General features: G+C 41.4%; 24 protein-coding genes, 3 tRNA genes and 1 pseudogene. 17 read left to right on the forward strand and 11 right to left on the reverse strand.

The genetic code is table 11. From position 1 onward, the window contains the following. Nucleotides 1–97: 97 nt before the first annotated feature. Together F995_RS09495 and F995_RS09500 are read right to left on the reverse strand one after the other, a co-directional pair. Nucleotides 98–511, reverse strand: coding sequence for a DUF6176 family protein (locus F995_RS09495; protein ID WP_004646620.1), 414 nt, complete (start codon nucleotides 509–511; stop codon nucleotides 98–100). Then, nucleotides 501–1,373, reverse strand: a complete 873-nt coding sequence (locus tag F995_RS09500; RefSeq protein WP_004646621.1) for an ATP-binding protein — start codon at nucleotides 1,371–1,373, stop codon at nucleotides 501–503. Before F995_RS09500 ends, F995_RS09495 begins: the two co-directional genes overlap by 11 nt. 188 nt (nucleotides 1,374–1,561) lie before the next feature. Between F995_RS09500 and F995_RS09505 the strand changes: the two genes are divergently transcribed. The 5 genes from F995_RS09505 to F995_RS09530 all read left to right on the forward strand — a co-directional run bounded on the left by F995_RS09505 (nucleotide 1,562) and on the right by F995_RS09530 (nucleotide 4,991). Further along, on the forward strand, nucleotides 1,562–3,073 hold the full coding sequence (locus F995_RS09505; RefSeq protein WP_004646622.1) for a DUF3336 domain-containing protein: 1,512 nt from the start codon (nucleotides 1,562–1,564) through the stop codon (nucleotides 3,071–3,073). Next, nucleotides 3,060–3,881 (forward strand): protein kinase domain-containing protein, encoded by an 822-nt coding sequence (locus tag F995_RS09510; RefSeq protein ID WP_004646623.1) that lies wholly within the window; start codon nucleotides 3,060–3,062, stop codon nucleotides 3,879–3,881. The genes F995_RS09505 and F995_RS09510 overlap by 14 nt, the downstream gene beginning before the upstream one ends. A 107-nt stretch (nucleotides 3,882–3,988) precedes the next feature. Further along, nucleotides 3,989–4,073, forward strand: a tRNA-Leu gene (locus F995_RS09515). 367 nt (nucleotides 4,074–4,440) lie between these two features. Further along, a tRNA-Leu gene (locus tag F995_RS09525) sits at nucleotides 4,441–4,526 on the forward strand. Between the two features lie 380 nt (nucleotides 4,527–4,906). After that, a tRNA-Leu gene (locus F995_RS09530) sits at nucleotides 4,907–4,991 on the forward strand. A gap of 152 nt (nucleotides 4,992–5,143) precedes the next feature. Here F995_RS09530 and F995_RS09535 read toward each other — a convergent pair. After that, nucleotides 5,144–5,347 carry a hypothetical protein gene (locus F995_RS09535; protein WP_004280022.1) on the reverse strand — a complete coding sequence of 68 codons (204 nt, stop codon included), beginning with the start codon at nucleotides 5,345–5,347 and terminating at the stop codon, nucleotides 5,144–5,146. A gap of 433 nt (nucleotides 5,348–5,780) precedes the next feature. On the opposite strand from F995_RS09535, the gene F995_RS09540 reads away from it, so the two are divergent. Next, the gene (locus tag F995_RS09540) at nucleotides 5,781–6,053 is read left to right on the forward strand and encodes a hypothetical protein (RefSeq protein WP_004646625.1); all 273 of its coding nucleotides are present in this window, start codon (nucleotides 5,781–5,783) and stop codon (nucleotides 6,051–6,053) included. Nucleotides 6,054–6,361: 308 nt separating this feature from the next. Here F995_RS09540 and F995_RS09545 read toward each other — a convergent pair whose 3' ends face one another. From F995_RS09545 to F995_RS09555, 3 genes are all read right to left on the reverse strand, one after another. Then, nucleotides 6,362–6,694, reverse strand: a complete 333-nt coding sequence (locus F995_RS09545) for a YkvA family protein (protein WP_004646626.1) — start codon at nucleotides 6,692–6,694, stop codon at nucleotides 6,362–6,364. A 502-nt stretch (nucleotides 6,695–7,196) separates the two neighbouring features. Next, nucleotides 7,197–7,931: a hydroxyacylglutathione hydrolase gene (gene gloB, locus F995_RS09550; protein ID WP_004280019.1), complete on the reverse strand. Its 735-nt coding sequence runs from the start codon at nucleotides 7,929–7,931 to the stop codon at nucleotides 7,197–7,199. 117 nt (nucleotides 7,932–8,048) lie between these two features. Beyond that, nucleotides 8,049–8,636 (reverse strand): flavin reductase family protein, encoded by a 588-nt coding sequence (locus F995_RS09555; protein ID WP_004646627.1) that lies wholly within the window; start codon nucleotides 8,634–8,636, stop codon nucleotides 8,049–8,051. Between the two features lie 119 nt (nucleotides 8,637–8,755). Here F995_RS09555 and F995_RS09560 point away from each other — a divergent pair, with 119 nt between their 5' ends. After that, nucleotides 8,756–9,577 carry a PhzF family phenazine biosynthesis protein gene (locus F995_RS09560; protein WP_004646628.1) on the forward strand — a complete coding sequence of 274 codons (822 nt, stop codon included), beginning with the start codon at nucleotides 8,756–8,758 and terminating at the stop codon, nucleotides 9,575–9,577. A 143-nt stretch (nucleotides 9,578–9,720) separates the two neighbouring features. Next, nucleotides 9,721–12,492: a M16 family metallopeptidase gene (locus tag F995_RS09565; protein ID WP_004646630.1), complete on the forward strand. Its 2,772-nt coding sequence runs from the start codon at nucleotides 9,721–9,723 to the stop codon at nucleotides 12,490–12,492. A gap of 18 nt (nucleotides 12,493–12,510) precedes the next feature. On the opposite strand, the gene F995_RS16635 is transcribed toward F995_RS09565, so the two are convergent. From F995_RS16635 to F995_RS09575, 3 genes and pseudogenes are all read right to left on the reverse strand, one after another. Then, nucleotides 12,511–12,813, reverse strand: a complete 303-nt coding sequence (locus tag F995_RS16635; RefSeq protein ID WP_141278898.1) for a hypothetical protein — start codon at nucleotides 12,811–12,813, stop codon at nucleotides 12,511–12,513. A gap of 12 nt (nucleotides 12,814–12,825) precedes the next feature. Continuing rightward, a pseudogene (locus F995_RS09570) lies at nucleotides 12,826–13,840 on the reverse strand (amidohydrolase family protein). A gap of 118 nt (nucleotides 13,841–13,958) precedes the next feature. Continuing rightward, a complete protein-coding gene (locus F995_RS09575; RefSeq protein WP_004280011.1) occupies nucleotides 13,959–14,360 on the reverse strand; it encodes a DUF3144 domain-containing protein in 402 nt (133 codons plus the stop codon). A 111-nt stretch (nucleotides 14,361–14,471) separates the two neighbouring features. Between F995_RS09575 and F995_RS09580 the strand changes: the two genes are divergently transcribed. Beyond that, nucleotides 14,472–15,104 (forward strand): hypothetical protein, encoded by a 633-nt coding sequence (locus F995_RS09580; RefSeq protein WP_004646633.1) that lies wholly within the window; start codon nucleotides 14,472–14,474, stop codon nucleotides 15,102–15,104. A gap of 22 nt (nucleotides 15,105–15,126) precedes the next feature. Here F995_RS09580 and F995_RS09585 read toward each other — a convergent pair whose 3' ends face one another. Together F995_RS09585 and F995_RS09590 are read right to left on the reverse strand one after the other, a co-directional pair. Then, entirely contained in the window at nucleotides 15,127–16,581 is a 1,455-nt protein-coding gene (locus tag F995_RS09585; RefSeq protein WP_004646634.1) for a CYTH and CHAD domain-containing protein, read from the reverse strand. Nucleotides 16,582–16,720: 139 nt separating this feature from the next. Then, on the reverse strand, nucleotides 16,721–18,178 hold the full coding sequence (locus tag F995_RS09590) for a CYTH domain-containing protein (protein WP_004646636.1): 1,458 nt from the start codon (nucleotides 18,176–18,178) through the stop codon (nucleotides 16,721–16,723). Between the two features lie 328 nt (nucleotides 18,179–18,506). Between F995_RS09590 and F995_RS09595 the strand changes: the two genes are divergently transcribed. The 8 genes from F995_RS09595 (at nucleotide 18,507) to F995_RS09630 (ending at nucleotide 25,195) form a co-directional block, all read left to right on the forward strand. Further along, nucleotides 18,507–18,890, forward strand: coding sequence for an Mpo1-like protein (locus F995_RS09595; protein WP_004646637.1), 384 nt, complete (start codon nucleotides 18,507–18,509; stop codon nucleotides 18,888–18,890). 780 nt (nucleotides 18,891–19,670) lie between these two features. Next, nucleotides 19,671–20,291: a thiamine phosphate synthase gene (gene thiE, locus F995_RS09600; RefSeq protein ID WP_005107266.1), complete on the forward strand. Its 621-nt coding sequence runs from the start codon at nucleotides 19,671–19,673 to the stop codon at nucleotides 20,289–20,291. Nucleotides 20,292–20,329: 38 nt separating this feature from the next. Continuing rightward, complete coding sequence (gene hemL / locus F995_RS09605) at nucleotides 20,330–21,631, forward strand: glutamate-1-semialdehyde 2,1-aminomutase (RefSeq protein WP_004646639.1); 1,302 nt, start codon at nucleotides 20,330–20,332, stop codon at nucleotides 21,629–21,631. Nucleotides 21,632–21,774: 143 nt separating this feature from the next. Continuing rightward, nucleotides 21,775–22,191 (forward strand): GlcG/HbpS family heme-binding protein, encoded by a 417-nt coding sequence (locus F995_RS09610; RefSeq protein WP_004646640.1) that lies wholly within the window; start codon nucleotides 21,775–21,777, stop codon nucleotides 22,189–22,191. 108 nt (nucleotides 22,192–22,299) lie between these two features. Next, on the forward strand, nucleotides 22,300–23,046 hold the full coding sequence (locus F995_RS09615) for an IS5-like element ISAba31 family transposase (RefSeq protein WP_004645384.1): 747 nt from the start codon (nucleotides 22,300–22,302) through the stop codon (nucleotides 23,044–23,046). A 228-nt stretch (nucleotides 23,047–23,274) separates the two neighbouring features. After that, the gene (locus F995_RS09620; RefSeq protein WP_004280001.1) at nucleotides 23,275–23,577 is read left to right on the forward strand and encodes a hypothetical protein; all 303 of its coding nucleotides are present in this window, start codon (nucleotides 23,275–23,277) and stop codon (nucleotides 23,575–23,577) included. Between the two features lie 132 nt (nucleotides 23,578–23,709). Continuing rightward, nucleotides 23,710–24,417, forward strand: a complete 708-nt coding sequence (locus F995_RS09625; RefSeq protein WP_004646641.1) for a phosphopantetheine-binding protein — start codon at nucleotides 23,710–23,712, stop codon at nucleotides 24,415–24,417. Between the two features lie 133 nt (nucleotides 24,418–24,550). Next, nucleotides 24,551–25,195 carry an RluA family pseudouridine synthase gene (locus F995_RS09630; RefSeq protein WP_004646642.1) on the forward strand — a complete coding sequence of 215 codons (645 nt, stop codon included), beginning with the start codon at nucleotides 24,551–24,553 and terminating at the stop codon, nucleotides 25,193–25,195. Nucleotides 25,196–25,232: the final 37 nt, after the last annotated feature.

Genomic DNA, 25,232 nt, shown 5'->3' on the forward strand with positions numbered 1-25,232 from the left:
AGATGTCAAAAAAGCCCTGTATTTCCAGGGCTTTTTTTATTATTGATTGGGGAGAAGTCTTTATTACAAAACTATTTTGAATAGCCGTGCTAATAAATCAGGTAACTGTAGCATCCAATAACAATTCGGCGGGATAAACCGCTTGCCATGAAGTTTTAAACTGTTTATGCACTTGGTCAATTGGGAAAGTACTGAGTTTTGCAATATTTTGCGCTTTTTGAATATTGTCGGCGCGCATATATGCAATCAAATAGTCCTGACCATGAAGTTGCAGATAAAACCAAGACTCGACATGAACCTGTTCAGCCTTAAGCGTTTCAATTACTTCGTCTTGACGTGCTTTCAAAGTACGCTGCCAGTCATGAACTTGCTGCATGTGTAAGGGCTTAAGTTGAATGAGAACTGCGCCGACATCCATAATTTTAATTTTCTTTTGAGTATCATCATTATATAAATGATTTATATGAAAAAAGCGACCTGAACCGGTCGCTTTTAAGTTGTTAAGAGGCATTTAGTTGGGTTGAACCAATCCAGTGCTTGGAAAACTGATAGGCAGCACGTCCTGAACGTTGACCGCGTGCCTGACACCAGCGTAGGGCTTCAGCACGGGTTTCTGGCGTGAGTTCCATGCCTGCCTTTTTGAGGTAATGTTCGACAATTTCCAAATACAGGTTCTGATCCATTGGATAGAAAGACAGCCATAAACCAAAGCGGTCAGACAGTGAAATTTTTTCTTCAATCGCTTCCTGAGGATGTAATTCAGTATATTGCGGCACATCAACTCGGGTAACGGGCGTATTTTCATGCATGAATTCGGGTAATAAATGACGACGGTTACTGGTCGCATAAATCACAAAATTGCTGGAACCGGACTGTAAAGAACCATCCAGAACACTCTTTAAACTGCGATAATTTTCATCTTCGGCATTAAAGGCCAGATCATCACAGTAGACAATGAACTTCTCTGGACGCTCTGCAATGAGTTGCTGAATTTGAGGCAGATCGGATAAATCATCCCGTTCGATTTCAATTAATCGTAACCCTTGATCTGCATACTCGGTGAGTAGGGCACGAACAATGGAGGATTTACCCGTACCGCGTGAACCGGTCAGTAAGACATCATTGGCAGGTAAGCCGTTTAAAAACTGCAACGTGTTCTGGATGACTTTTTCTTTTTGTCGCTCAATCCCTTTTAAATCGGCCAGTTCCATCTGTCTAAGCTGATGAATAGGTTTGAGTTCACCCTGTTGCCACTTATAGGCATGAGCAGACAAATCAGGAATTTGTTTTAGTTCGGGCAGACTTTGCTGAAGTTGCTGCAGAACAGTCGAAAGGGCATTTAAAATATGGTCAGGTAACTCAATTTTCGCCATGATTTAACATTACAGATTTAAAATTATGGCTAAGATAGTACCATTGCAAAATTCACAGTCAAAGCCAGAAAAGTATGATAATTTGCTTAAAGTAGAGAATTTTCGTTATTGTAGAGGATAGAAAATTTGTACACATTTTCTGGCTCTGGGTACGAGCTGTATCAAGAATAAATATAGGGAAAAGGCAGATGCTGTTTAAAGATTTTACTCAGGATATTAATCCACATCAGGCCTATCGTATTAAAAAGCTCAAGCAGCAGCTGCAACAGGCTGAGTCCTATGAGGAATGGAAATATATTGCCCTGAAAATAGATGAAGAATCAGGTGCACAGGAATGGAAATTTGATAACAGTTCACCCTACTTTGATGCAGAAGTGATCGCACATCGTCTGGGTAAATTACGACGCTATCGACAACAAAAGCGCACCCGTGACCTGATGTATATTTTGCGCGAAGGCCTGAGCTACGATATTGCCAACATTGCCCATCCTCTACTGTTTACCGAAGCCTATGTGGGCACTAAAAGAATTATTGAAGATTATGTCGAAGAAGTCAGCCAAGGCTTAGCCTATATTGCTTCAATAGACTGTACCTGTCTCAGTATGGAAGAAAAAATCGAATATTTTCAGCATTGTCAGCGCGCCTATGGCCAGCCAGCCCTGATGTTTTCCGGTGGTTCGACGCTGGGTCTGTTTCATACTGGTGTATGCAAAGCCTTAATGGAGCAGGACTTGTTGCCGAAGGTAATGTCCGGTTCAAGTGCGGGTGCCATCATGACCGCCATGTTAGGTGTATCCAAACCTTCGCAATATATTGATATTTTGAAAGGCCATAATTTCTTTCATGAGGCTTTTCATTTCCGCACCATGAGTGAATTGATGAAAGGTAATGGTGGTCTGGCGGATGTAAAATATCTAAAAAAATTTCTGGTCGAAAATCTGGGTGATCTGACCTTCGAAGAAGCACTCAAAACCTCAAGTCTGCATATCAATATTGCGGTTGCACCTTATGATGCTGGACAGGATGCACGCATTTTAAATGCCTATACTTCTCCGGATTTGCTGGTCTGGAGTGCGGTACTGGCGTCTTGTGCGGTGCCGGTTCTGTTTCCACCGGTTCGTTTGACCAGTAAGCGCTATGATGGTCAATATACGCCTTATATGGGTTCAACCCGCTGGGTGGATGGCAGCGTGCGCAGTGATTTTCCGCAGGAGAAAATGGCACGCCTGTATAATATTAATTATACCATTGCCAGTCAGACCAACCCGCATATCGTGCCATTCATGCAGGATGATATTTCACGTTTCCGTAAAGGTACCTTGAGCTGGCCGCAACGGATTGTTCGCCGTCAGGGCGCGGTGATTACCAAAGGCATGATGGATTTTGCCAGAGAGCATGCCGGAAGCTTACCTCCTGTACGCCGTCTGCTGGATCATGGCTATGGTGTAGTTGACCAGCGTTATTATGGTGATGTGAATATTGTCGGTAAATATAGCCTGCGCCACTATAGCTATATGTTGCAGAATCCACGGCCGTATCTGTTTAAAATTTTACAGCGTGAAGGCGAGCGTGCCACATGGCCGAAAATTTCCCTCATTGAGACTCAGGAACGGGTCGGGAAAACTATTCAGCATTGTCTGGAGCTGCTAAATTATCAGCATACACTTAATCCAATACCTGAATACATTGCCACGACTTAATTTAGATCATCTCGATATTTCTGATTTTGAACTACGAACCAAAGCCCGTAGTCTGGGTTTTGGTCGGCGTCTTTATTATGCCAAGGGAAATGCGCTCTGGCTAAAAACCCAGATATCGCATAGATCTGATAGTTTAATATCATCTCCACATGCTGAACTAGGCTGGCAACATGAGCTGGATTTTTATCAGGCTCATGCCAGCTCAGGTGATCTAAATTTTTTCCTTCCACATCAAATTATTCAACAGCTTTTCAAGATCAATCATGAACAATTTGAGCAGGCCTTAATTCTGGTCGATGCGCCGGCGCATTTTCAGATCATGCCGCATCAGCAATCCATCACGCAAATTCGGCAACATTTGCTGCAAGCTGTGGAGCCTTTAATCTGCCTGCAAGAATTGGGTTATTTGCATGCCGATTTAAAGCAAGAACATTTTGTAAATAATCAGGGCAGGGTCTGCCTGCTTGATTTTGAGCATGTCCAAATACTCCATCAGAATGACCTGCATGAACTGAATGCGACACCGCGTTATATGGCACCTGAACTGTTTCAAGGCCAAGCTAAAAGCTTACAAAGTGAAGTTTATGCTTTGGGTGTTATTTTTTATGAGTGGTTGAGTGGTCAGCGTTTACAGGCGACAGATTATCTGGATTGGGCCTTTTTGCATTGTCAGCGTCTGAAAGTTGAGTTACCGCAGCACTTACAGGCTTTTCAAGGCTTATTAGAAGAAATGTTAAGTAAGCAGAAGCAGCATAGATTGGCCGATTTTCAAGCGGTTAAAGACTACTTAATGACTGAAATTGAATGAGAAAAATACAATAAAACTAGGATTGTTTCTTATTTAATCAAACGAGTGTTTTTTTATGATAAACGGCTTGTCAGCTGGAAATGATCTCTATAATATACACAGCCATTGGGGACGTGGCGAAATTGGTAGACGCACTGGATTTAGGTTCCAGCGCCGCGAGGTGTGAGAGTTCGAGTCTCTCCGTCCCCACCATCATATTAAAGCAAGGCGAGTGCCTTGCTTTTTTATTGCCTGAAATTTAAGGGCGGTTTTTTAGTACCAGATTTTTGCTGTCATGGTTGATGAACATCAATGCGTTCTGGATTTAAATTCTCCAGCGAATGATCATGCAAGGGCAGAACTTTAGCAAATTTCATGGTATTGCATGCAATCTGCATATTGAATAATTTAAATGTTATATGGATCAGTTCCATTGTATTCATCAATTTTATATGTTGGTCTAAATAGAGCATTATTTGCTCAATAATGAATTAACTGCTTAATTTTTGATATAAAAGTATTTAGCTTTTTGCAGAACTACTTGTGAATCAGGTCTGATCGCTATAATATACACAGCCATGGGGATATGGCGGAATTGGTAGACGCACTGTGTTCAGGTCGCAGCGCCTTCTAGGCGTGAGAGTTCGAGTCTCTCTATCCCCACCATCATATTAAAGCAAGGCGAGTGCCTTGCTTTTTTATTGCCTGAAATTTGGTAAAGCTGTTGTTATTTATGCGGTATTGTATTCTGATTTCAAGCACTGGTTCAGACATTATTTATCAATAATAGTTTCAGTATTCTGAATGCCTATGTTGATCAAGATTAGAAATTCATTTGAGTTTTAATTTAAAATGCTGGAATTGAATCGAAATGATTAAAAATAACGAATGGGCAGTCATATCCTAAAATGAATCAAATTTTCGGCAGAAATTTTATAAAAAATTAAAAAATAGAACTAACTGTTTATTTTATAGTGGAATAGATTGTGATTGCTTGTAAAATCGCTTGTCAATGTCGGTCTATCTCTATAATATACACAGCCATTGGGGACGTGGCGAAATTGGTAGACGCACTGGATTTAGGTTCCAGCGCCGCGAGGTGTGAGAGTTCGAGTCTCTCCGTCCCCACCATCATATTAAAGCAAGGCAAATGCCTTGCTTTTTTATTGCCTCAAATTTACTAAACAAAGAAAAGCCCATCGAAATGGGCTGAATAACTGGAGAATAGCGCTGTTGAATCAGTGGAAAGATTAATTTATTTTTCTGCTCTTAAATAGAAGCAATCAGGCTTTTAAATGATCTTCAAATTCCTCGCCTAGTTGTAGTGCCAGGGCATTACCTGCCAGATCACAGGTCACCAGGCCATATTCTTTCTTGAAGCTGAAACTGAAACCACGATCATCGGCCAGGGTGCGTACCGAATATCCCAATTTTTCTAACCATAGTCGAAATGCAATCAAATTTTTCGCTTTAACCACTTTTTTCACGAGATCACTCCTTCATCATTGTTAAATCTTAAATAAGGGTGAAAAATTATCTTTTAAAGGGCAAATGCCTTTATTTAAATTAATTTAAATGAATTTGTGTATATAGTGAACATCGGTTGATTAAGAAAAAATCAATTTAAACGTTAAGTAAATGATTTTTATCATATTGAATAGGTTGTAACTAAATATTAAGTTTTTATAAGCTATAAATTTGGATAATTAATTTTCTAATTCAATAGCTTATTAGTGAACCAGGTTATTTTCTAATTTTATCAACCGTATGAAATAGAAAATTTCAGATCTACAATGAGAAAATTAAAATCCAATCGACTTATTTATTAAAAGAATACCGGCTGCTGGTTTTCTGATCTTTAACCTCATTTGCATGCTTTATACTGTCTGAAATGTAATTCTAAAACTGAATACTCGTACCATGACTGAACTGACCATTGAACACTATGTGAATCAGAAAATTAAATTGATGCAACAGCAGGGACTTGAGCCGGTTGCTGTGATGTGGGGACATGAAGACTGGTTGAGCTTTAGTGTTCAGTCGAAAGTGACCTATACGCCTTTTGGCAGTGTCCGTCGTTATCAGCCTGCTTTAGGTGGCTTGCTACTGGTACGTATTGATGAAATGCAGGCGGTGCGTGTCGTTACTCAAGGTGAACTGGATACTTATGCACAAAGTAACCAGATTCTTTAACATTGCTTCATGCGACAGATACGTTGTCAGTTTTAGTAAATAGAATCCAAGAAACTAGTTAATGCTATCCTACATATCATCATTCGGGATCGACATGGCCAATGTCACTTTTAAAGTTGAACGACAGAACTAATGTCATGCTCTGAAAGCAGATATTTCATTTCTATTTTGGTTTAAAGTTTAATTTCGAATAATGCCCATTATATTAAATGGGTGCAAATGAGAGAGGGTATCTAAATCTCACTTGTCAAAAATAGACAGTATAGACAGTGAATCGTTCATGAAGTAAATGGTTAAATATCCTAATACTACAGCCATATCAGGATAATAATTCCTGCTGCCCAACGGTTTATAGGCCTTTCAACTAAGGTTTCTGCAAGAATTCTACAATCATCTATAATGTTTTGTGGGGTAAGCTTGATAACTAATAAAATACCTAAAGGTACAACAATAATATCGTCTAAATACCCAAGTACGGGAATAAAATCTGGAATTAAATCAATTGGTGAGAAGGCATAGGCAGCAATAATTAAAGCTAAAAACTTTATAGAATTGGGCGTTCGCTTGTCTTTTGCAATAAGCCAAACAACCAAGATATCTTTTTTAATTGATTTAGCCCATTTTTTGATTCTTTGATACATAGCAAATATTAAAAGAACTATAGAGATTTAATCATAAGAGAGTTTTCTTAAAACAATATAGATTTTTATTATCCTATTACGATTTTCTAGAATTAACATAATACACGTTATCCGAAATTCTTTTTTTTATTATATATAAATCATACCTTTATAGTTTTTTAAAAGCCCAATTCAAGTAAATTGGGCTTTTTAAATAATTTATTAGGTTCCATGTTGATTATTTAAGCAATGTTCCACGAATTTCTCTAATTTAAATCAATATCATCCTGTTATTTATAAGTCATTATTTCATGTGTTGGAACTGAAATTGGTTTCTAAAAAAATAGAGGACTTGATTAATTATAAGAAAGCAAAAATGGCACAGAAAGACATTTTTTAGATGGAGATTCAACTTATTCCAATTTGTGCAAAATTTGTACGTGCCTTTCAATAACATTCTATGCATCGCAAATGACAAATAAGTAAGTCGGCTGAAGCATTGATCTTCAGCTTTGAATCCGGTTTAAAACTGATCTTTCAGGGTTCTTAAACGCTGGAATTCTTCCACGCTTTCTGCGCGCAGAAAAGGATTGGTTTGCAATTCATCTTCAATACTACTTGGCAGCGTGCACTGGCCTAGTATACGCAAACGCTCAATATGTTCGAAGCGTTCCAGAATTGCCGAATTGTCCGGTTCAACGTGTTTGGCAAACTGTGCATTCGATAATGTGTATTCATGGGTGCAATAGACTTGGGTGCGCGGTGGCAAGGCAGCCAGACGGGACAGTGAATGATACATCTGTGAATAGGTGCCTTCAAAAACCCGGCCACAACCCATGGCAAATAAGGTATCGCCGCAGAACAGTACATCAATCGCATCAATAAAATAAACAATATGGCCGAGTGTATGCCCGGGTACAGCAATCACCTGGATATCTATTCCATGAAAATTAAACTGTTCTTCATGCTCAAGAGGATGGGTGATAAACGGAATTTTGCTTAGTTCTGCCCGTGGGCCATACACAGGCAGATTTTGTCCTTGGATCAGTTCCGGCACACCGCCAATATGATCTTTATGCCAGTGAGTCAGCCAGATTTGACTTACAGTTAAACCGTGTTCGGCACAATAGTCTTGTACCAATTCTGCTTCGGTTGGATCAATCACAGCCACCTGATGCGACGCGGTATGTTCAAGCAACCAGATATAATTTTGCAGTGAATTCTGGACATCAATACAGTGAATTTTAAAGGGTGTCATAGCACATCACATCAAATGAAGATTATAGATAAAGTAGCATAATTTCGGCTACTCTGGTGCTGGTTGATATCGTCTGATCATCCGCGATTACTTTCATTTATTCCAAATTTGAAAAATTTATAATTCCGGATCATCAATGCTCACCGCATTGCCGATGGTGTAAAAATGCCCGCCGGCTACATGATGAATACTTTTCCACTCTTCAGCCACTTCATGATAATGCCAGTGGCCGTCGCGGAAGACCCGATCATCGGCATAGGCTGCAATCACCTTGCCTATAAACAGGTCATGCATTTGCTGGTTATGCGGCTCAGGAATCAGCTCGCAGAGTATCCAGGCCGCACAGCCTTGTACTACAGGAATATCAGCATCAGGAAAATGAAATAGTTCTACTCCTGATTGTGAGAGTTTGTCCGGCACATCATGCAAGCTCTGCGTACCCAGACGATAGACCATATTCAGTTGTTTCAGTGTCGGAATTTGTAGCGCGAAATAACCTGAATTTTCAATAATATTTCGGGTTTTGGTACTTTTGTCCAGAACCACCGTCACTTTGGCGGGGCTGAATTCCAGTGCACATGCCCATGCTGCGGCCATGACATCTGTATCGTGCTGATCTTGAGCAGAAACCAGTATAGTAGGGCCATGGGTAATCAGACGATAAGCTTTTTCTAAAGGAACACTTTGAATATGGGAGTTTGTCATGCAGCACCATTTGCTCTATTCATTTAATAGGCTAGATTAATGAGATCATTAACATATTCAAGTTCATTCTTGCAAAAAAGCTTTTAAACTAGAGATCTTTATATTCAGGAATTCAAAAAATGAAAATGTACCAGGTCGATGCGTTTACCACGGAACTGTTTAAAGGCAATCCTGCAGCCGTGATTGTGCTGGATGAATGGCTCGAAGATGGTCTGATGCAAAATATCGCCTTGGAAAATAATCTGTCCGAAACGGCTTTTGTTAAAGTCATCGATAGCGATAATTATGCCATCCGCTGGTTTACGCCAACCAAGGAAGTGGATTTTTGTGGTCATGCGACATTGGCCAGCAGCTTTGTACTATTCAATCAATTTGATACGGGGAAAACGATTCATTTTCATGTAAAAGACTTAGGCATTTTTGTAGTCAATCAGGATGCAGATGGCAAGATCAGAATGAACTTTCCAGTTCGTCGTGCAGAGCCAGTTGCTGAATATCCTGAAGCTTTAAGACAGGCCTTGAGCAAACCGTTTAAACAGGTTTATCTGAACGCGCAGGGCTATATTGTTGAATATGAATCGGTACAGGATGTGCTGGATGAAATGCCTGATTTTGAACTGTTAAAACAGTTGAATGGCAAGCGTACAGCCATTACTGCTCAGAATACCTATTTAGACGTCGCGATCACTTCACAAGATACCCAATACGACTGTATTTCACGTTATTTTGCACCGAGTAATGGAATCAATGAAGATCCGGTAACCGGTTCAATTCACACTGGAATTGCGCCGCTCTGGGCCGAGAAACTTGGTAAAAATGAACTGGTTGCCTATCAGGCCTCGGCGCGTGGTGGGGTGCTATATTGTGCCTTGCAAGATCAGAATCGAATTGAAATTTCCGGTTACGGCAAGCTATATATGCAAGCTGAGATTTATCTTTAATTTTTTAATTACATAGAACTACATGTCGTCAGGTGAGGCGGCATGTTATTTTGATGGTCCGGCTTGGAATAGATTATTCAGAAAAAGAATCATTCTCTAAGAAGGGCGCGAATAAAAATTTATATTTATAATTTGGATGAAGAATGTTGCTACGTTATAAAAATTTAAGTCTGGCGATTGTATTGTCTGGCTGTAGTGCACTGAGTTTTGCACAACCTGTTTTGGTGAAAACGGAACAAAATGTTGAAGAATACCGACTGGATAATGGACTGCGCATTATCCTGGCACCGAATGATAAAGAAAATAAAGTTTTTATGAATACGGTCTATCTGACCGGCTCCCTGAATGATCCTCAAGGCAAGGGCGGTCTGGCGCATCTGCTGGAACATTTGGCCTTTAAAGGCACAGAAAATGTCAAAGGGGATGAATTCCAGCGTCGACTGGATCAATATACCTTGATGACCAATGCCAGTACCGACTATTACTCAACCAAATATACTAATGTGATCCGTCCTGAAAAAATTGCGCTGAGTGAAGTCATTTTTCTCGAAGCCGAACGCATGGACAAGCTGGTGCTTCAGGAAAAATATGTACCGACTGAAATTGATATTGTAAAACGCGAGCGTGAAATTCGTCTGGATCAGCCATTTTCAGTATTGATCGATCAGGTGTTTAAATCTGCTTATGGCAATCAGTATTTAGGCCGTTTGCCGATTGGTGACCTAAATGAGCTGCAATCAATCAATATGCAGGAACTAAACCATTTTTACCGTCAATGGTATGCACCGAATAATGCCTTTGTGGTCATTTCGGGCAAATTTGATAAGGCCGAAGTCTTAAAACAGCTGGATACGCATTTCAGTCCGATTCAATCCCGAAATGTACCAGCGCAAGTGAAAGTCCCAGCGCTTAAACCAGAGCAAATCAAACAGCGTGAATTTACAGTAAAGAAAGGCAGTGATCTGGCCAAGTTTAATCTTTATTTGAATCAATCCGAAGAAAGCATTAAAACGGCTTTGGCTGTTTCGCCAACGCTCTATACTTTGCAGCCAAGTGGACATCTCTATCAGAATATGGTGGAAACTGGGAAGTCAACAGCGGTGCAATCCAGTACCTGGCTGGATAAAGACTTTAATCTGGTGTTTATGGGAGCAATCTATGCTCCGAATCATCAGGCACAAGCGATAGAGCAGGGACTGATTCAAGGCGTAGAACAGAGTCAGCCATTTACCGAAGCAGAATTAAACCGGGCTAAAAATCTGACCCGAAATCAGGCCGACAATATTAAAAACAGTGCGACTGCTTTGGGTTCACGTTTAAGCGATTATGCAGTGGCGTATTCAGGTGACTGGAGCCAGTATTTTAAAGATCTGAATGCAATTCAAAGCCTGAGTGTGAATCAGGTCAATCAGGTCTATAAGAATTTTTTAAAACCTGAATACCGTATTTCTGGCAATATTTTACCTACCCCGGAAGATCAGAAGAAAGCGCAGGAACTGGCACAGACAGAAGCACCGGCAAAAACTCTGGATCAGCAGGCTGAAGCAGAAGAGCCAATGAAAGATGTCAGTGTCTATCAGGCTGAAGTAAAGCAATATGTCCAGGAATCCAAACAGTATTTGTACAGTAAAGACAAACAGATTCAGCGTGGCAAGTTGAAAAATGGCATTAAATACGCGCTGTTTCCGACGACTACCCGCGATGACAAGGTCTATGCCACAATTTCACTGGATTTTGGTACCGCTCAAAGCCTGATGAATAAAGGCGAGATTCTGGACCTGACGGCTTATTTAATGTTGCGCTCTTCGGAAACTCAAAGCTTGCAGCAGATTGCCGATAAAATTATTGAAGTAGGCGGTTCGGCAACTGCCGGTGCATCGGGCAATGGCCTGACCTTGCAGATCAGCGCCAAAAAAGAAAAGTTTGAAGAGTTTTTTCAGTATGTGGTTGATGTGCTGAAAACGCCGGCATTTGAACAAAGTCAGTTTGATTTAATCAAGGGACAGACTTTATCCAGTCTGGATCGTCCTTATACTGAACCAGATACGGTGTCGAGCTTGACGATGGCCCGAACGATCGAGATCTATCAGCCTGGCGATCTGCGTTTCCATTTCGAGCCTGAACTGGCCAAAAAACAGTATCAGAAAGCGACTCGCGAACAGGTTATGGCACTGTATCAGCAGTTTTTAAAAACCCAGCATGCACAAATCGCGGTCACAGGTGAGTTTAATCCAAAATCGATGCAAAAAACGCTGAAAAACAGTTTCTCAGACTGGAAAGCTACACAGCCTTATGAGCGTCTGAAATCGGAATATCGAAGCTATCCAGCCCAGAAAATTCATGCTTTGTCTGAGCAGCGTGAATTCGGGAGTTATGAGGCATTCATGAGCATGCCGGTCGGCGCAGATCATGCCGATGCACCTGCATTACAGGTATTTCGATATATTCTGGGTGATTCACAGTTATCGTCACGACTGGCACAAGAGCTACGCGAGAAAAATGCACTAGTCTATGGTTTTAGTGCAGATGTGCAACTCGATGAATGGGCAGATGTGGGCGCCATGATGATTAGTGCCAATTATACGGCTGGAAAATCCGCACAGGTTTCTCAGGCAGTGCATAAGGTACTCAATGAACTGCTGACACGTGGCGTGACTGAACAGGAAGTGGAAGCGGCAAAAGCCAGTATCTTGAAACAGCGTTTAACTGCACTGGAAGATGATCGTCGTATTCACGCTATGCTGATTCCACAGCTGGAAAAAGACCGTAATCTGGTTTATCGGGAAAAACGTGATCAAGCAATTGCTCAACTGAGTAAAGCTGATATTGATGCCATGATTAAAAAATACATCAAGCCGGATCAGCTGGTTGAAGTGATGGCTGATCAGTACGGTAAGCAAGTGAAAACATCATAGTGTTGATAAAAAATCCCCTCAAGTGAGGGGATTTTTTGATTTTAGTTTTATGCTCCAGGTTGCTCTATGGCTAAAAATAACTCCTCCGATTATGCCCGCAAGGATAGATAGGGGCAGACTCCAATCAGATGCGATAAGAAGAAAAATCAATATTCCACAGCCAATCAAAGTTGAAACGAAAGCAATATCTTGATCAAAAGGATGATGGATCGCCACTTGATAATAATAAGACGTTATCCAGCTTGAAATAATAGTGAGTAAAATACAAAGTCCTTTGCCTGAAGGCGTATTTAGACTGGAATCTGTTATCCAACTTAGCATGTTCTCATCTACTCAAAGTCGATAAAAACGTTTAGCATTTTCATAAAAAATCGACTTTAAGGCATTTTCATTGTAGTCCTGCACAATATCGCTAAAGGCATCAATAATGTTGGTGAGTGAGCTACTGACACTGTCCATTGGAAAGTTGGATGCAAACATCACGCGCCCAGAACCAAAACAGTCTAAAGTATGCTGGATCACGGGTGCGGCACGTTCCACTAATTCCTGTTTACTTGCCAGCCGTTTCTGCGTGTGAAAATCATGTCCCAAGACTGGCATAAACAGACCAGACATTTTGGTCGATACATTTTTGCATTCGGCCAGTTCTGCCAACTGATCTTTCCAGTCTGCAAATATCTGGGTGCGATCTTGTTCGGTCTTGCCTGTAGCTTTGCCCACTTTGCCAAATAAACCTGCGGGCGTACCCAGATGATCCAGCACAATAGGGGTGTTTGGAAAGGCTTTGGCCAGCGCAGTAACATCCGCAATCTGGGTAGAGTACACCCAGGCATCAAAGCTTAAATCTTGCCTGGCCAGTTCCTCAAAACCTTTCAAGAAATCTTTATTACGATAGAGATGCGGTTCATCCGTCCAGGCATGAATTCCTTTATCTGAATGTACCGCAGCCATTTTACGGATGCCGCGAAATTTGGGAGAAGCTTCGCGATGCAATTCAATCAACTGTTTAAATTTTTTCTGCCGTGGATCAGCCGTAGCGACAATTCCACCTAACTGGATATTGTGCTGGTCAAAAGGAAGTCCAGCGATAAAATGGGTTTCATCCACCACGCCTGTGCCTTTCTGGTCATGCCAGCTGGCTTCAACATGCACAACTTGCTCAACTTCATAATGTCCTGCATCTCTCTTGTAATTTGCAGGCAGATAAGGTGCAGTCAGGTGCTGTGTCAGGCCAATGGTCTCAATGACGTCTTTGGGTTTCAACAGTTAGCGCTGCCGCATGTGGGGTATTGTACGGATCCCATTGGTGAATATGTGGGTCAATGATCGGGAAGGGAAGTTGCTGCATGCTATGCCTTGTTTTCGTTTATTTATTATTCAATTTATATAGTGCTTAAATCACTTTAAAGTCAATATCTTAAATTACAACAAATATGAAAAGCCCCGCGGGGCTTTTCATATTTTAATCAATGATCGTGTTTGTGATCATGGTTATGCTTGTTGGCATGAAACTCTTCATTGTGACGAAAACGCAAATAGTTTTCGAACTGTTCACAGTATTCATCATAGTTATCTTCCAGCATCATTTGAAATTGCTGCAAAATATAAGACATGACCTGATCTTTGGCATCACGCATCTCGTTGCCATCTTTAAAATTATTTGCTGCCACCCAGGTATTGAAACGGGCAGTACCAAATAACATCGCCGCACTGACTTGACCGCGCTTATCGCTCGGTTTTTCCTGTGAGCCTTTTTCTACGCGACAAAACTCGTTGGCTTGTTGAATAAATTCATCAGCACGTTCAAAGAATGCCGCATTTAACGCTTCTTCTTCGGTTACATCGGTTGCTTCAATCTTTTGAACCATGAATTTGTTCCTAACACTAAAATCTCAATCGCTAATTATAGGCAAAGCCTTGCAGAAACTAAACCTTTGCCTTAATCTAAAAAATAGCCTAAGCATATAAAAGTGAATGCCATGCAGGATGCGATTGCAGTACAAAGTCTAAAAAGTGATATTGCCTTATTGCGCCAGAATATCTGGCCACCGGTAAATCTGGCCAATGTTGAAGGCTTGCCGATTTATTATGGCAGCCAGTCACAGGTAGATGAATACTATAGCCAGTGGCTCGGTTTGATTGAAAGAGCACAGGATCTGTTTCAGCCTTTTATGGAAGATGAAATCTTGGATGCGATCCATCTGCCGAGTCATTTAAACCTGCCGCTGTTTTATTTTCATGTTGACCGGATCCGGATCAATAAAACCCGTGCCAAAGAATCCAAAACTTTTCGTGGGGTCGCCAGTCTGATCGAAAAATGTGGCCAGTTCGAGCCAGAACAGGTTGCGGCCATGCGGCAGTGGCTTGATAGTGACGATACCGCAGTATTAGTGGCACACCGTGAATTTGTAGATTTACGCACTTATGTGTTTCAGCATGGCCAGAGCGAATATACGCGCACCCGTTTTTATGTGAATGGGATTGTGCTGAGTGTTGAGCCACATTTTGAACTGGTCGATGCACGCGATAAGCCACGCAAGCAACGCAGCGACAGTTATAACGATCCTCTGGCAGACAATAATACCTGGAAAGTATTCGGCAAATATCGCTAGCACAATTTGACCAAGCCCGGTCTTACCAGAAGGGCTTGGTATTTTCTGCAAACTGCTGTAAACGCTCTGCTGCTTCGTTCGACAAACGCTGCTGTTCCGCACTTATCCAGCCTAGCACAAACCAGGCCTTGGCCTGTTGTTTGACATAAGGTCTAAATAATTCGTCTGCTACAAATAGGTCATTATAATGCCCGAGACTTTCCTGCAAGGGTTTTAAGGCTTTTAGATAGGCTTTAACCTCTTTTTCAGGAAATAAGCTTTGCAAGAATTCTACATTATAGCGTAAGCGTTTAACCCGTTTGCGTGTGCGATGTCGGGATTCAATATCCAGTTCTTGATAGTTCTCGGCATCCTGACAGATTTGCTGGTGCAGCTTGCTCAGGCCTTTACACAAAATTTTATGCGAAGACTTGGCTTTACCCTCTGTATTTTCTTGGCTAAAGCTGAATAGTTGCAGCATTAATTCTACTGTGGCAGGACTTCTGAACAGTGTACTGATATCTGGTTGTTTTTGTCGGTGTGGTGGTAATTTCAGTAAGGGTGAACCTGCTTTTTCTAGTTGTGGAATCAGGCTTTCTGCCAAGGCATCGCGATCTCGGGTAGAACCCAGTTGCTGGAAAATATCCCGCAGCTGTTCTGGCCATTCTGGCTGTACATGTTCAGTTACGGACTGGAAAATTTTAAAGGCACTGCGCAAACGTCGAATCGCAACACGTGCCTGATGCACATGATCACTATTATAATTTTCTGCAGCAATCGCCGTCGCATTTGGGAAAAGATGAGCCAGACAGTTGGTGACAATCTTTTGCAAAATCGTACTGATCTGATCTTTCTGTTCAAGCACTAAGGGAAGCTGATGCTGAATCGGCAGATTCTCTTCGCCATGTAATAAGGCATAACCGCGTTCCGATTTGCTCCGTGTATCTAGCCACAAAGCATAACGCTGAACCCAGGGCTGAATGAAATCAATCAATTCACTCAGCTGGCCGGATTTAAGCTCAAATTCGACTTCATAAATATCGATGGCTTGATCATTGTGTCGAATTTCTCCGACATCAAAGGCAATTTCAATCTTACTGTCCAGATGACTTTCTGTGAGTACATACCGTACGACATCTGTTTCAAATTGCAGAATAAGCGGTGTCTCCAGATCACCGAGCGCCTGTTTCAGGATTTTTTTGGCCGGTTTATGTTTGCGATATAACTGAAAATCACAATGTTCCGGAGGACTTTTTAATTCATGCTCAAGTTCAAAACGTTCAAATTGTTGTTCGGTCGCTGCTTTCAGGGTTTGAATCCATTGCTGGTCTTCCAGACGTTGCCGCAGGGCAATCTGATGTTGTTGTAATTGTTGCGCTTCAGTATCAAAGTAGCGTGCACACAGACGATGCCGAGTCGGCTGAAGTTTCTGGATGTCCTGTTCAAATTGCACACGAGACTGTGGCGGAATCTGGAATTTGAGTTCTATTTCTGCCATCGGGTTATTCCTCCGCGATGTTGGTTTTACAGATTAATATAGCCCAAAGATCAGCAGGGGTGTGATGTGCTTCTGCAACAAAAAGCACGCCATAGAAGGCGTGCTTTAAGTATTTCTCGTGATATTTATTTCAATATGTTTATTTCAGGAATTTACGGCTGACCAGGAACTGTTCGGTCGCTTCAAGCAGTTTCTGCGCATAGACTTCCTGCTTGGCGGTCAGCCAGCCCAGCACAAACCAGTCACTTGCTTCCAGTTCGGTCTGCTGAATATAAACTGCAGAAGAGGCCAAGGTTTGATATTCACTGGCTGCCAGTTGTGCATCATTCAGCGCTTTGCTGTATTTCTGCAAATTTTTGACATCATAGATCGTGGTTAAAATCGGAAAGCTGAATTTGAGTTCCTGAATCCGGCTGGCCAATTGATCCAGACTTTCAAAATCGGTGATATCCGTCTGGTTCATTTGTTCCTGCAAGGCTTTATATTGCTGTTGCAAGGTGGTTTGTGCAGCAGTTTTCAGATCCAGAGAAGCATGATCATTATCATTTAAACTAAACATCAGCAATTCCAGATAATGATGCACATTCTGGGTGGATTTGACCAGATTACCGAGTTTCTCCTGCGCATACAGAATATCTTTGCTCAGGTTTTCTGCCGTGGTTGGATTTTGCAGGAAGCCGGCCAAGCTGTTTTGCATGTGTTGCAAATGTTGCAGATGTTCAAATTGCTGCTTAAAGGCCGCCAGTTGATGTGCCCATTTGTCCGAAAGCTGAGGATGCCAGTCTTTGAACAGCAGCAAGGTCAGATATAAGTGATCCAGTGCCAGTCGTGCCTGATCAATATGTTCCTGCTCTGCAACCTGTGCTGCAATCGCCGCGATATTCGGCAATAAATGCTGCATCTGCTGCGCAATCAGACTGCGCATGGTTTTACTGGCGCTGTCTTTTTTGCTGATCTGAAATTCTTTGCTAAGGGTCGCAGGGCTAACGCGCTGTGAAGTGGCCAATAAATTGCCTATTTCTGCTTTGCTGCGTACATCGAGCCAGAGCTGGTATTTCTTGACCCATTCAAAACTAAAGGCCAGCAGATGTTGAATTGAACCATTTTTTAGTTCGAACTCAACTTCATGTACTTCTTGCTCAGCATCCTGTGTGCGGATCTGTCCAATATCCAAGCTGACTTCGATCTGGGTATCTTCATAGTCAATTACCCTTAACGTACGGGAAATATCGGTTTCAAACTGGAGTTGTAGCTGGTCGAACTGATTGCCGAGCGCATTGCTGAGAATTGTCCCGGCTTCTGGAAATTTTTTATAAATATCTAAATCCAGTTCAGGAGATGCAGTTAATTCCCCTAGATCATGATTATGTTCAAAGCGTTCGATGTGGCTTTTTCCGGCCGCTTTTAGGGTTTGAAACCAACGTGTACCTTCCAGACGCTGACGTAGTGCCACCCCATGCCGGGCCAGTTGACGGTCAGCAGTATCATAATATTTGGCTTGAAGCTGGATCTGTTGAGACTTTTTCGGATCAAGTGCCTTCAGCAGCGCAGTGCGTCGTGCCACAGGAATCTGGAACTTGAGTTCAACTTCAACCATGATGATCATCCTATCTGTTCAGTGCAATTAAGCACTGAATCTTCACTTGAATAAGGTTTTGAAATGAGGCGGACAGCAGCCGCAATTATATTTTTAGATTTGTGCGCAGCAGATTGTAACCAAAATCAAAATGCATGTAAGACTTGACTGAACATAAAAAGCTTAAACAGAACTTTTAAGATTGAATTTCATCGGTTCATTTTAGGCTAAAACGATCGGATTCAGACGTTCAGGGGGATGTTCAAGATACATTGAAGCGCGAATCAAAAGGCTGTTATTTGGCTAAAATATACGCTAAGGTAAAACAAAAACGTCAGGATGATGACAGATGAATGTACAAGTACAACCAGAAAGTAAGAATGAGGTGGTGGCTCAGCCCCAGATGCCGATTAAAAATTATCATGAATTTTATCGCTTCTATTTGACCGAACATCGGCATATTATCAGTCGCCGTCTGCACGTGGCCGGCAGTAGCATCGGTTTATACTGTTTTGCTAAAGCCATTCGTCAAGGCAAGCCGCGATATTTTGCCTATGGTTTACTCACGGGTTATGCTTGTGCTTGGGTCGGACATTTTATCTTTGAGCGCAATAAACCGGCCAGTTTCAAACAGCCTGTATATAGCTTTATCTCGGACTGGCGCATGTTTGCCGATGTCCTGCGTGGCAATATCAGTCTGATAGACCGTAAATACGATAAAATTTCCAGTTGAGCCAGAATGACTTTTATCGGAATGTGCTCACTTAAAGCATGAAATTTCGATAAAAGCCTTGCAAGTCTAGAATTATTATTCTAATAATTATGTTATTGCAGATTTGGTTTTTTGATCAACCATTATATTTTAGTCATACATCAGTTTTCCAAGCCTGGAGCGACCTTCTCCGGGCTTTTTTTATGTCTGTTTAATATCAATAAAATTTTAAGATTTTGCTGATGCTATTATGTAAATAGTCATAGAAGCTTTTATGCGGATGTGTGCTGAAAGTAAAAGATCCTTTCTGGCTTTGAAACGTCTTCCCACAAACGAAGGACTCAAAACCAGAAAGGATCGGGTATTACCAACACAGGTATTTATTTTTCTGTTTATTGTCTGTGTCTAAGACTATTTAAGTCGCTTCGTGCCGATTGGGCTATCCCTGAAAATGGGTATTTTTAACATTCATTAATTTGAGTGCGCTTGAACTAGGTGAAAAAAAACAAAAAAATCGCTCTTAGAATTTTGCAACTTCTCCACCAAGTTGTCTGCAAAATCCTAAAAGCGTTTGTCGGAGGGCGTAAGTATTAACACGTTATAATTATTGTTATAAAGCGATTAAAACGTAGATTTAATAGCCGGTATATCCCTGAAAATGGTGATATTTAAAATTTAACGGATAAATTGTACTAAAAAACTGCAAATCTGTTGTTGCCCGCGGTCTCAGAAACAGCAGGACTGCGGAAATCTAGCGGAGTTATGCCTATAATAGAGCCATTCTAGGAAATGGCGAGCAAGATGCGCGGTTTATATTTAATTACCAATGATGATCCATTAGAGCTTTTATTAGCGAAGTTGGAAGGTGCAATGGCCAATGGTGGTGTTGCGGTCTTGCAATATCGCCGTAAAAAAGTGGCGAAAGAAGATCAAATTTACGAAATCGAGTACATGAAAGCCATGTGTGCTGAATATGGCGTACCTTTCGTGATTAACGATGATCTGGAAATGGCGGTTAAATACGGCGTGGGTGTGCATTTAGGCCAGGATGATGGTTCGATTGTCGACGCTGTTGCGCGTTTGCCTAAAGGCGTGTTGATTGGCCGTAGCTGTAATAACTCACTTGAGCTGGCTAAACAGGCCATTGCCGATGGTGCGAATTATGTGGCATTTGGAGCAATTTATGCGACTGATAGTAAACCTGAAGCGGGTAATATTGGTCTTGAAACCTTAAAACTGGCCAAAGAAAAATTGAACGTGCCTCTCTGTGCCATTGGTGGTTTAACGGTTGAAAATTCAAAGGATGTCATTGAGTCAGGTGCGGATTATTGCGCGGTGATTAGTGATATATTGGGACTTCCTATGAATGCCATTCCTGAACGTTTAGATGAATGGTCTGCGCTTTTTCAAGCTACAGCATAAAATTTTTTGATTGATTTAATTTTGAGTCGAGTGCCTTCATGAGCTTATCTCCAAAGCAAGAACAATTGTTCAAACAAGCCAATAAACATATCCCGGGTGGCGTCAATTCACCTGTACGCGCATTTAATAGTGTCGGTGGGACGCCGGTCTTTATCGAAAAAGCCCAAGGTGCGTATCTTTATGATGTCGATGGCAAACGTTATGTGGACTATGTGGGTTCATGGGGGCCGATGATTTTGGGTCATGCGCATCCTGCGATTATTAAAGCAGTTCAGGATGCTGCGGTCGATGGTTTGAGTTTTGGTGCGCCTACAGTCCATGAAACTACGCTTGCAGATATTATTTGCGAGATCATGCCATCGATTGAACTAGTGCGTATGACCAACTCGGGTACAGAAGCAACCATGACCGCGATTCGTTTAGCACGTGGTTATACTGGCCGTGACAAGATTGTAAAATTTGAAGGCTGTTATCACGGTCACTCGGATTCATTATTGGTAAAAGCCGGTTCAGGTTTATTGACCAGTGGTGAAGGGGAAGCGACGTCTGCAGGTGTGCCGGCGGATTTTGCAAAACATACGCTGACACTTCCATATAACGACATCGCGACTTTAAAAGAATGCTTTGCCAAATTCGGTTCAGAAATTGCCGGCGTGATTGTTGAGCCTGTGGCAGGTAACATGAACCTTGTGAAACCGATTGATGGTTTCCTGCAAGCGATTCGTGATGTCTGTGATGAGCATGGTTCAGTGTTTATCATTGATGAAGTAATGACCGGTTTCCGTGTCGGTCTTGGCGGTGCGCAAGCACATTATGGCGTTACTCCGGATTTAACCACTTTAGGTAAAATCATCGGTGCAGGCTTACCAGTGGGTGCTTTCGGTGGTAAACGTGAAGTGATGGAATGCATCGCGCCATTGGGTAAGGTATACCAAGCAGGTACATTGTCGGGTAATCCACTGGCAATGCGTGCCGGTATCGAGATGTTCAAGCATTTACGTACCGAAGATTTTTATGAAAAATTAACCGCACAACTCGAAAAATTGCTCGCCGGTTTACAAACTGCTGCTGATGAAGCAGGCATTTCATTCAAGACCCAACAAGTGGGCGGTATGTTTGGTCTTTACTTTACCGATCAGGAAGATATTACTAGCTTCGACTCTATGCTGAAATGCGATGTCGATGCGTTCCGTAAATTCTTCCATGGCATGTTAAATCGTGGCGTAAACCTTGCACCATCTGCTTTTGAAGCAGGATTTATTTCTGCTGCGCATAGTGATGAAGATATTGCTTACACGATTCAAGCGGCTAAAGAAACTTTTGCTGAGATGAAAGCGTAATACCTCTCCCAAACCCTCTCCTTAAAGGAGAGGGCTTTCATCTATCGAATAGAAATGAAAATTTAAAGACTTCCTCCAGTATTCTTGCGCTATATATGGCTCAGGCTTAGGGGGAATTACATTTAAAATTAGAGATCATTTTCATGCAAACCAAACATTATTTGACTTTAAGCGATGCGGAATTTTTATTAGATCAAGCCCATCAATATGCCATTCAGAACAGTTTTAATGTCAGTATTGCAGTCGTAGATGAAACGGGTAATTTGCTTGCGATGAAGCGTATGAATGGTGCAGCACCGATGACTGCAAATCTGGCCGTCGAAAAGGCTAAATGTTCAGCTATGAGTCGCCATCCCTCCAAACTGTTTGAGGATATTATCAAAGGCGGACAGATGGGTTTTCTGACCATGGAAACTTTCTCAGGAATGTTGGAAGGTGGTGAACCGATTCTGTATCAAGGCCAGCTCGTCGGTGCGATGGGTGTGTCGGGTGTGAAGTCGTTTGAAGATGCGGAGATTGCACAGGTAGCCATTGAGAAATTTTTGGCTAAGCAAAGCTAATCCAAAATAGAAATTGATCAGCTTAATTTAGGGTGTGTTGACACTTTTAGCTTAAAAAAATAGCGAAGTAGTAAAATCAAATCGCCAAACCCAATTTTACTATTCGCTATGCCTCGTACCATGCTGACAGATCAACACTGGCAAAAGTTGAAAGTTATTCTGCGTAATTTATCCATTCACCACAACTCAAATTTACGCAATTTTATTGAAGCTATTCTCTATAGAATTAGAACAGGCTGTCCGTGGCGAGATATTCCTTGCTGTTTTGGTCATTCAAACTCTATTTTCAAACGTTTTAATCGTTGGTCAAGCAGCGGTAAGTTACTTAGATTATTCAAATTACTAGCCTCATGCCCCGATATGGAGTGGATTTTTATTGATGGCTCTCATGTACGTGCTCATCAACATTCTGCCGGCATAGCGAATCAATCTATTTCTAAAAGTGTAGGAGGAAACTCCTCAAAAATACATTTGATTGTTGATGCACATGGCAATCCTATTGATTTCATGATTACCGATGGAACCACACATGATGTTAAAGTTGCACCTGATTTAATATCAACATTAGATTTAAAAGAGACAAAAGTGGTATGTGCAGATAAAGGCTATGATTCAGAACCACTGCGTGAACAGATCAGGAAAACAGGGACTAAAGCGAATATACCAAAGAAAACAAATAGCCAATCGAACAATGACCATATGGACTGGTATTTATATAAAATCAGGCATTTAGTTGAAAATATGTTTTGTAGATTAAAGCAATTTAGAGGAATAGCTACTCGATATGACAAGCTCAAAAGAAATTATCAAAGTTCTGTTGCTTTAGCCTGTATATTTTTATGGCTACCTTTATAGGGTTAATTATGAACAGTAAATGTCAACAGACCCTAATAAAATCATTCAAAGTTGTACCAAAATGAAGCGTGGAACGTGAAATATCAACTAAAAAGCCCAATCGCTAATGAGTGGGCTTGTCTATATACAATAAAGTTATAATTTAAAAAGGAAATCAAAAGAAGAATTTCGTATAACGTGTATTATGTTAATTTTAGAAATAATTAAAAGTTTGGAAATACTAGTGAAATGCAACTTATAGAAATAGAGCCTTATTTTTGGGAACTATATGAGGATAGCGAAAATATATACCTCAATGTTTGTATAAATATGAGTGCAGTTTCTTGGGCGAAAACTATCTGCCTAGATAAACAAACGATTCAGCAATATCAGACTCAAGGAAAAGGTTTTATTGATGACTTAGCTAAAAGAATTGAAAGCAGCCAATTTAGAAAAGATTATGAAAGATTTTATTCATTTCCAGATGCCTCCGCAGAACAAAAAGAGGGAATGCTTCTAGCATTTAATGAATATAGGGCTAAGCAAAATTAAAGCCATTTAACATAATGGCGATGATACGAAATTAGAACAATAAACCTCTGTGAAATCAAAGTGTTTTTCAAATCGATGCTAAACTAAAATAGCATGAATCATCATGCTATTTTGTATTTATAAGAGCCTCCCATGCTGTACCCCATCCCTAAAAAAATCCAACTTGCTCCATCCCAAGCCAAATGGCAGCTTGCATCAAATGAATCTGTTTTGGTTTTAGTGGGATTACAAAATTTAAGGATGATGGTAGGCATACAAGAAAGCGACCTAATGAGTCATCTGATCCAGATCAGCAATAAAGCCAAAGCACTCGATATTCCGATTGTTGACTTATATGGTGATGACCTGATGCAAGGCATGCAGCAATTGGGAGAATATGCCTCAATGCATCCGCAACTGATTTTTGCCGGGCAGGTTACACCGATGCTGAAACAGATTTTGCCGCATCTGATGAGTGTGACGGATCAAATCGGTGTGGTCGATGATGTGATTTTATTGGCGAATCAAGATCAGCATATTCAATGGATCGAAAATATTTCAGCACAGGGGATACATCACTTAAATACCTATAGCCTGACCCGCTTATGGGATTTAAGCGCATCTTCCGAATATGTATTGTCGGCCAAAGGCATTATGTTGGCTGTCGCAGAACAGCTGGATATGGATGCTTTGGAAATTGATCCCTATGTCGACTTAAAAAATTATGGTCTGGATTCGGTAGCGGTGGTGAGTCTAGTCGGTATATGGCGTGCACATGGTGCCAATATCCGTTATGAAGATGTGCTAAAACATCCGTCTTTGCACGAATTGGCAAGCTTCATTTTAAAATCCTCAGGTTGATGCGCTGCGATTGAGCAATTTTATGCGCTAAATCGGAAATTTCATCGTCATTTACATAAATGCGCATTGTAATTATTGGCTAAGCTTTCTATCATTGCCGCCTTGTTTTTCACGATCAGCCTGGGATTGAACTTTGAGTAATTTTCTAACCGAACATCTGATACATCGTGATGACGATTTCATGGTCATCCACAAACCTGCAGGTTTACTCACAGTTCCCGGTAAAACAGAAGACTTACAAGATTGCCTGATCAACCGTCTGGTCAAATTAGAACCCAAAACTTTACTGATTCATCGACTGGATCGCGATACATCCGGTATTTTGGCCTTTGGTCTGAGCAAATGGGGACAAAAAACCATTTCCCGCCAGTTTCAGGAACGCCAGACTGATAAAACCTATCAGGCTATGGTTGCCGGTACACTCGAAGGTGAAGGCACTATTGAAGTGCCAGTGGTGTATGATCCAAGCCGTCCCCCCTTACATATCGCAGATCCCGCACATAATAAGCCGGCCATCACGCATTGGCAGGCGATCGAACATTTTAATATTCAGGGACAGCCCGTGACTCGGGTGAAACTGACCCCAATTACCGGCCGTTCACATCAGCTACGGGTGCATATGCAATATCTCGGACATCCGATTATTGGCGATACCTTATATGCGACATCCGAACAGCAACAGCTCAGCTCGCGTTTATGTTTACACGCGGAACGTTTGAGTTTTTATCATCCTCAAACAGAGCAGTTGGTCGAATTTTATTGTCCGGCGCCGTTCTAGGAAATACTTCTTTAATCGGCGTGAATTATGCTCACTT

Source organism: Acinetobacter sp. CIP A162, assembly GCF_000367905.1.
In the GTDB taxonomy this organism is placed as follows: Bacteria; Pseudomonadota; Gammaproteobacteria; order Pseudomonadales; family Moraxellaceae; genus Acinetobacter; species Acinetobacter lwoffii.